Source organism: Acinetobacter sp. YH16052 (assembly GCF_013417155.1).
GTDB lineage: Bacteria > Pseudomonadota > Gammaproteobacteria > Pseudomonadales > Moraxellaceae > Acinetobacter.
This window is the reverse complement of the sequence record NZ_VPEO01000045.1, coordinates 1-6,513: the sequence shown is the minus strand read 5'-3', so window position 1 is coordinate 6,513 and position 6,513 is coordinate 1. Positions and strand designations below refer to the sequence as shown.

General features: G+C 44.6%; 4 protein-coding genes and 2 pseudogenes. 4 read left to right on the top strand and 2 right to left on the bottom strand.

Going from position 1 to position 6,513, the window contains the following annotated elements; genetic code table 11:
- A pseudogene (repC, locus tag FTV42_RS15055) lies at nucleotides 1-230 on the top strand (replication protein C, IncQ-type); the annotation flags it as partial.
- A gap of 14 nt (nucleotides 231-244) precedes the next feature.
- Here the strand turns inward: repC (FTV42_RS15055) and FTV42_RS15050 are convergent.
- On the bottom strand, nucleotides 245-1,267 hold the full coding sequence (locus FTV42_RS15050) for a hypothetical protein (RefSeq protein WP_247166083.1): 1,023 nt from the start codon (nucleotides 1,265-1,267) through the stop codon (nucleotides 245-247).
- A gap of 2,194 nt (nucleotides 1,268-3,461) precedes the next feature.
- On the opposite strand from FTV42_RS15050, the gene FTV42_RS15045 reads away from it, so the two are divergent.
- Complete coding sequence (locus tag FTV42_RS15045; RefSeq protein ID WP_179991697.1) at nucleotides 3,462-4,415, top strand: replication initiation protein; 954 nt, start codon at nucleotides 3,462-3,464, stop codon at nucleotides 4,413-4,415.
- A gap of 3 nt (nucleotides 4,416-4,418) precedes the next feature.
- Here the strand turns inward: FTV42_RS15045 and FTV42_RS15040 are convergent, their stop codons facing one another.
- On the bottom strand, nucleotides 4,419-4,625 hold the full coding sequence (locus FTV42_RS15040) for a hypothetical protein (RefSeq protein ID WP_179991696.1): 207 nt from the start codon (nucleotides 4,623-4,625) through the stop codon (nucleotides 4,419-4,421).
- Between the two features lie 5 nt (nucleotides 4,626-4,630).
- Between FTV42_RS15040 and repC (FTV42_RS17890) the strand changes: the two are divergent.
- Nucleotides 4,631-4,708 (top strand): annotated as a pseudogene (gene repC, locus FTV42_RS17890) (replication protein C, IncQ-type); the annotation flags it as partial.
- Nucleotides 4,709-5,018: 310 nt separating this feature from the next.
- Nucleotides 5,019-6,431, top strand: coding sequence for an MFS transporter (locus tag FTV42_RS15030; protein WP_199792616.1), 1,413 nt, complete (start codon nucleotides 5,019-5,021; stop codon nucleotides 6,429-6,431).
- Nucleotides 6,432-6,513 lie beyond the last annotated feature (82 nt).

The following is a 6,513-nucleotide window of genomic DNA, read 5'->3' as shown; positions in this document are numbered from 1 at the left end:
CGACCATTCACCGCCCTCTCGGTCCGGTGGCGTATGACTGCGTCAAGGTGGAGGTGCGGGCGCTGGACAGCGAAACCGCCCGCCTGCTGCACCAGCGGCTGTGTGGCTGGATCGACCCCGGCAAAACCGGCAAGGCTTCCATAGATACCTTGTGCGGCTATGTCTGGCCGTCAGAGGCCAGTGGTTCGACCATGCGCAAGCGCCGCCAGCGGGTGCGCGAGGCGTTGCCTATTAAGTCCTGTTATTAAACCAAATATTTGTTAAATAGTTCGGTGTAAGTGTCTTGATTTACATCGTCTTTATTCAAATTGATTTGAACACTCTCATAAATCCTTCTTAAGAAAACATACTGAATAAAATCATCTGCATAATTCTTAATTCGGGGCAGGTAATTCAGCTCTAAAGGAATGTAGTAGTCCATTTTTCTAAAGTTTTTCCCTGTTTTTTTGAAGTGATAACTGACCGCATCAACAAACAATCGTCCGATCTGGTGCCGATTCCCTTTGAAGACTCCGTAAAATTTCAGATCATCATAAAATGACTGCAACTTAGACATGCCAACGCTTTTGTCATTATTTGAAATAAGTGTATTTATAATTTCAACATAGCTTTTTTTAATCAGCTGCACGCTAGGCTCATCAAATCGCCAAGTCCATGTATAGTTTTTTGCACTTTTCTCCGTATCAGGATAATTCTTTGATTTCTTTTTTGAGTGTGAAAGGCGCACCAGTTCAACATTTTTCCCATTTCCAAACGCAACTTTTAAAAAGGGCTTTTGTAAAACAAATTTGAATTTTTCATGGTCATTAAAATATGTCTGAATCAATGAAATTTGTTCTTGTTCTTCTTCTCGATTCCACGTTGTTTCAACTTCTGATATTCGCTGTTTGACTATTTTCTTTAATTGCCCCTCGCTTTTAAGAGTGTTGTATTCATTGCTTTTTGGAGTTGTCACAAACAGCCAAAATTCCCATATATCTTGGTCATAACGCTTTTGAATAATTAAATCCGCAATAGGCTCATTTTTTTTATTTAAACGATAAGTCCTTTGTCGTGGGCTTAAATCTAAAGAATATTTTTGGCTGAGTTTTTTTATGAGTTTTTGGATTTTATCTGCAAACATCGTGTTATCAGATTCAATAGTAAAGTGACTATAGAAATACGCACCGTTTGCAACTTTATCTACAATTTTTTGCGCTGTATAACGACTGTTCGGGCTGTAATGAATCATTTTATTGTTACCAAGCAATATTTGTTCAATTGTCATCAAACAATATTCTAAAAAGTCCTATGTAATCAAGCAATATTTATTCTAACTAAAAGCTATATTTTATAATGCTTTCAACGATTTTGATTTTTTACCAATGCCAAAGGCATTGGTCGGACTTAATTGACACAATTTGTCATCGTGCAATCAAGTGGTTCCTAGGTGACGGAATTTACATCTGTTTTTGCTTGGTTTATAGTCGCAATATTCATTGACTTAAAGCAGTCTGACCAACTGCCTGACCATTTTCGTTTTAGCGATTTTGAGCAGGCAACAGCCTGCTTAAAGCCATGTTTTTTTAGATAGCGCACAATTCAGAACTAGCCATTTTGAGTTGACCGATTGAGCGTACTACTGGAGAAATCCCGTTCGGTACGATCTGATGGGCGCTAGGGAGTTGTAATACTCCTTTTCGATCCAATCCGTTGTAAACGGGGTTGGGCGACAAGGACACGGGAGCCTATAAACAATCGAATGATTGTGAAGTGGTCGTGAGGTTAGATATAGCCTGACTAGATACAATTTTTTTTGTATTGAAACCCTGTTTTAACGATTACCGTGAGACCCTGACAGGATGTTAAGGGTCACTAATAACGGCAATGTGTTGCGGCAAATGCACTCTAAGAGGGAAGCGCAGCTCATTGGCACAACTGATGGCGTTTGAGGTAACAGCAATGTTACAGGCTAGCTGAGGAGAAATCTGGAAGCAGCGGCACCACTGAGTGAGATCATCTCAAGCAAAGTGGGTCAACGGATAGCTTAAACAGTATACATCCGGAAGCATAAACCGGAGACACGTGTAGATTAAGAGCCATACGCTCAGATTTTGTCTCAAAGTCATATCCACCAAATCTAAGGAACCGCGTGGTGGGGAAAATGGAAGCACTGACAGACAAAAGAGCATTGGCGTTCAATTGCTAAGATCGTTAGAAATAACTTGGGAATCTCCATGCTTAGACATTGAGTTGTCACGGCAAGGCATGGAGAGGGAGAGAGGATGAGTAGGTCGTATAAGTTATGAAAATAACGAAGTCGATGCTGTATTAAACATTGCGAACTCACCAGTGGCGTGGCTGCTAAGGGTGGTAAAGGGAGTAGTGTTGTCGAAAATCCGAGTCGGTTTTATGTTGTTATCTAAAAAAGCGAAACATAGCTAAAAATGGTTTGGTCGCCATTGTTTGTTCTGATAGGTCGGGATTGGTCTCCCGATCTAAGTCAGGACTAAGCAAACGTTAATGAAAGAAAAGAAAATACGGCAGCATAGTCTTGTGTACTGCATGATTTTTTTCATAGTTTCAATTCTAACTAATTGAATATTTAACTAATTTAGAAAAATTAGCGGGAGTCCTCGTTAAGATGAGTTTTTTCCATTCTTTAGTATAAAGAACGACGTATTGTGATAATGACTTGGGTATTTGCCTACCCATGTTCTACTCGACAAACAACGTGAACTCTACGAAAGTGAGATATGACTCCCTCGGTTGCGGCAAAACAACTAAACGAGGTGAGTTCCTAAATCTCTCTATTTTGCTTTCTAAGGCACTTTAATTTACTTCATGTAGGTAATATCAAAAAAACACCTAAAGTAGCTAAAAACCCTTATTTTTTGCATTTAAACGGTATATTTAACGAGTGTCTACGAGTGACACAAAGAAAAGTTGAGCCTCGACCCTCTGAAAAACTGCTTTAAAAAAATAAAAAAGACAAAAGGAATTAAATCAAATGCTGGTATTTGCACCTAGACCGAGCGAAGCGAGCAAAAAAGCTCTATGAGCGAAGCGAATTCATAGCCGCTTTTGCTTTTTTGAATCCTCGAAAGCAGTCACCAAAAAACAGCCCCCAAGACCGAGTGAAACGAGGTCAAAATGCCACGAGCGAAGCGAGTGCCATAGGGCTGTTTTTCACTCCCCTGCTCCTTTTTATTCTTTTAAGAAGCTTTTAAATACTTTTAGCCCCCCCTCAAAGCCACGTGTAACATGGCTTTCAAACTTTAAAAAAGTACAAACGCCAAGTATTAAAGTACAAACGCCAAGTTAAACACTGTTTAAAAAGTACAAACGCCAAGTTTAAAAAGTACAAACGCCAAGTATTAAAGTACAAACCTATGTATGTACTTTAATTTGTAAAAAAGTATTGACTCAAACAATGTACTTAGTATAAAAACAAACCGATTTATTATTTTTGAGCTGTTTATATGGCTGTAGATCTAAAGAAACATTATCCGAAAGATTGGGTTGTCTTACAAAACCGAGTTGCTGAATGCTTTCGTGGAATGAGCCTTGATGAAAAACGTCTTTTTATCATGTCTACGCCGCTTGCTAGAACAACACAAATATCAAGTAATGAACCTATTTTTATCTCATCTCATGAATTTTCACGTGAGTGTAATGTCGATCTTTCAACCGCATACACAGCACTAGAAACAGCGTCAGAGCGTCTTTTTACCCGATTTTTCGGATATACAGCACAAAATGGGGATCGGGTGAAAATAAGATGGTTGAACAAGGTTGTTTATAAAGTAGGGCAAGGGGGTTCAGAACTCTACTTTACTGATGAAGTCCTTCTTCTTCTTAGGGAGTTTGATGCTTTAAATCCTTATACAAAATATAAAAAAGAGGTTGTATTACGGCTCCGGAAAGACTACTCACTAGACATCTATCACTTAGCTAAGAAACATCAGGTGATGGGCGGTTTTCAAATCAGCCTTAATGATCTTTTTGAACAGCTTGGCTTACCTGAGTCGTATCAAGATTTAAGTAATTTAAAAAAAAGGGTAATTAAACCCTCATTAGATGAAATTAATCAAAATACGGATATTAACCTCAGCTATGAGAATATAAAGCAGGGGCGTTCTGTAGTCGGCTTTAAGTTCACTGTAAAAGAGAAACCAAAACCTAAAACTCTAACGACACAAGCTCGGGACCCGAACACAATAGATATGTTCTGCGATTTAACAGATGCTCAAATCAGCAAATATAGTGCTATTTTAAGTCGTGTAAGTGACATATCTGACCTTTCTACATTCCCGACATACGATGCTTTTACTCTGTTTATTGCCGGTATTTTGAGAGACCCAAAATCAGTACGTGAAGAAACTGCAAAACGGATATTTACAGCATTGCGTAAACATACTGATTTCAAAGGGTAATACCTATTTTCTTTCAAAAAAATAGGTGATCAAAGCAAGTATTCCCAAGGCTTTTGAGATTATTAAATAATCATCACTAGGTACAATATCGACATAGTGAAATGCTGTTAGCATCAACCAAAAGCCTAGGAAAAAAAATATAAACTTAGACTTAAATAAATGAGGGAGTTTTTTAAATATTTCAGCAGTTTTTAAGGTTGCAATATTCATATTAAGTGGTCGCGCTGGGCTGGACGGTAACCGAGTTCGCGGCGGGCAAGTACGACATCACCCGGCCCAAGGCGGCAGGCTGACCCCCCCCACTCTATTGTAAACAAGACATTTTTATCTTTTATATTCAATGGCTTATTTTCCTGCTAATTGGTAATACCATGAAAAATACCATGCTCAGAAAAGGCTTAACAATATTTTGAAAAATTGCCTACTGAGCGCTGCCGCACAGCTCCATAGGCCGCTTTCCTGGCTTTGCTTCCAGATGTATGCTCTTCTGCTCCTGCAGCTAATGGATCACCGCAAACAGGTTACTCGCCTGGGGATTCCCTTTCGACCCGAGCATCCGTATGATACTCATGCACGATCTTCATTCGAGCAACGGAGTTCTCTGTGTCTTTTAGCACCTCTTCATCGCGGCCTGCGCAAGTATCGGTCGCTCGTTCCTGGGCAGTCCTTGTTTGTCTGTCCATCCTGCAATTCCTCATCGCCGTCGACGTCACCGTGGTCAACGTGGCGCTGCCCTCTATCGGCAACGATCTGGGCGTTGATGCGCGCGGCCTGACATGGGTCGTCGTTGGTTACACCATCACAGGCGGTGGTCTGTTGATGCTTGGTGGACGTCTGGGAGACGTCTTCGGCCGCCGCCGCCTTCTGCTCATCGGAACCGCGATCTTCGGAGCGGCCTCGCTGATGGCGGGCCTCGCGGAGACCTTTCCGCTACTCGTCGGTGCAAGGTTGTTGCAGGGTGTAGGGGAAGCCCTCGCCCTGCCCGCTGCGATGGCGACCATCGTCCTGTTGTTTCCCGAAGGGCGGGCGCGCACCCGCGCCCTGAGCGTCTGGGCTGCGGTTGCGAGCTGCGGTCTTGTGCTGGGGTTCGTGCTCTCGGGAATCATCACCGAGTATCTCGGTTGGCGATGGATCTTCCTCATCGCCGTTCCGTTCGTCCTGTTCGTGCTGATCGCTTCTGTCGCCCTGCTACCTCGAGACCGATCACAGGAGCGCGCACCGTTGGATATTCTCGGATCGATTCTGCTGACGAGCGCACCGCTGCTGTTCGCTTTCGGAGTGGTGGAGGCCGGGGACAGCAATGGGGATGTGCCCTGGTCATCAATCGCTGCCCTGGTGGGAGCGGCAGCCGCCGCTGCATTGTTCGTCAAGGTGGAACGCCGAGCCGCAAACCCACTGGTTCCGCTGACCTTCTTCCGCAACCGGACACGAGTGCGAGCAAATCTTGCGACTGCACTGTTGAGCGCGGCGCTCTCAACGTCCTTTCTGCTGTTCACGTTCTATCTACAGGATGGACTCGGTCTCTCTCCGCTGGAATCCGGATTGCTGCTCCTGCCACTTGCGGTGGCACTAGTCGTCGCCGTGACCGTCGTACCTCGCCTCTTGGGGCGCTGGGGAGCGCGTGCTTGCATCGTCGTGGGACTGAGTTCCGCAGGGGCAGGCATGATCGTGATCGCGGCAGCCGCGCAGCTCGAAGCCCCCGCTTGGCTACTAACCCCCGCGATGCTCTTCATCGCCGCAGGAATGGGTTTCGGCCTCGTTGGATTGCAGTACGCGGCCGTGACCGAGGTCACCGACGATGATGCCGGAGTCGCATCCGGCGTACAGCGAGCCGCAGACCAGCTCGGTGGATCCGCAGGTGTCACGGTCTACGTGGGCCTGGGCTTCGCGTCGGCCCTTCACGGTGTATCACCCTATGTGCTAAGTAGCGGCCTCGCGATCATCGGCCTCTGCCTTGCGACCGCCATTGTCCAACGAATCGTAATCGTGACGCAGGAACAACAGACGAGGACATGAGCGTGCCGTCGTAACCCGATCCCGAAGTTCCCGATGAGGTGCTCCGTGGCGACGCCCGGCGACTCGTCAGTCAGCCCCGACC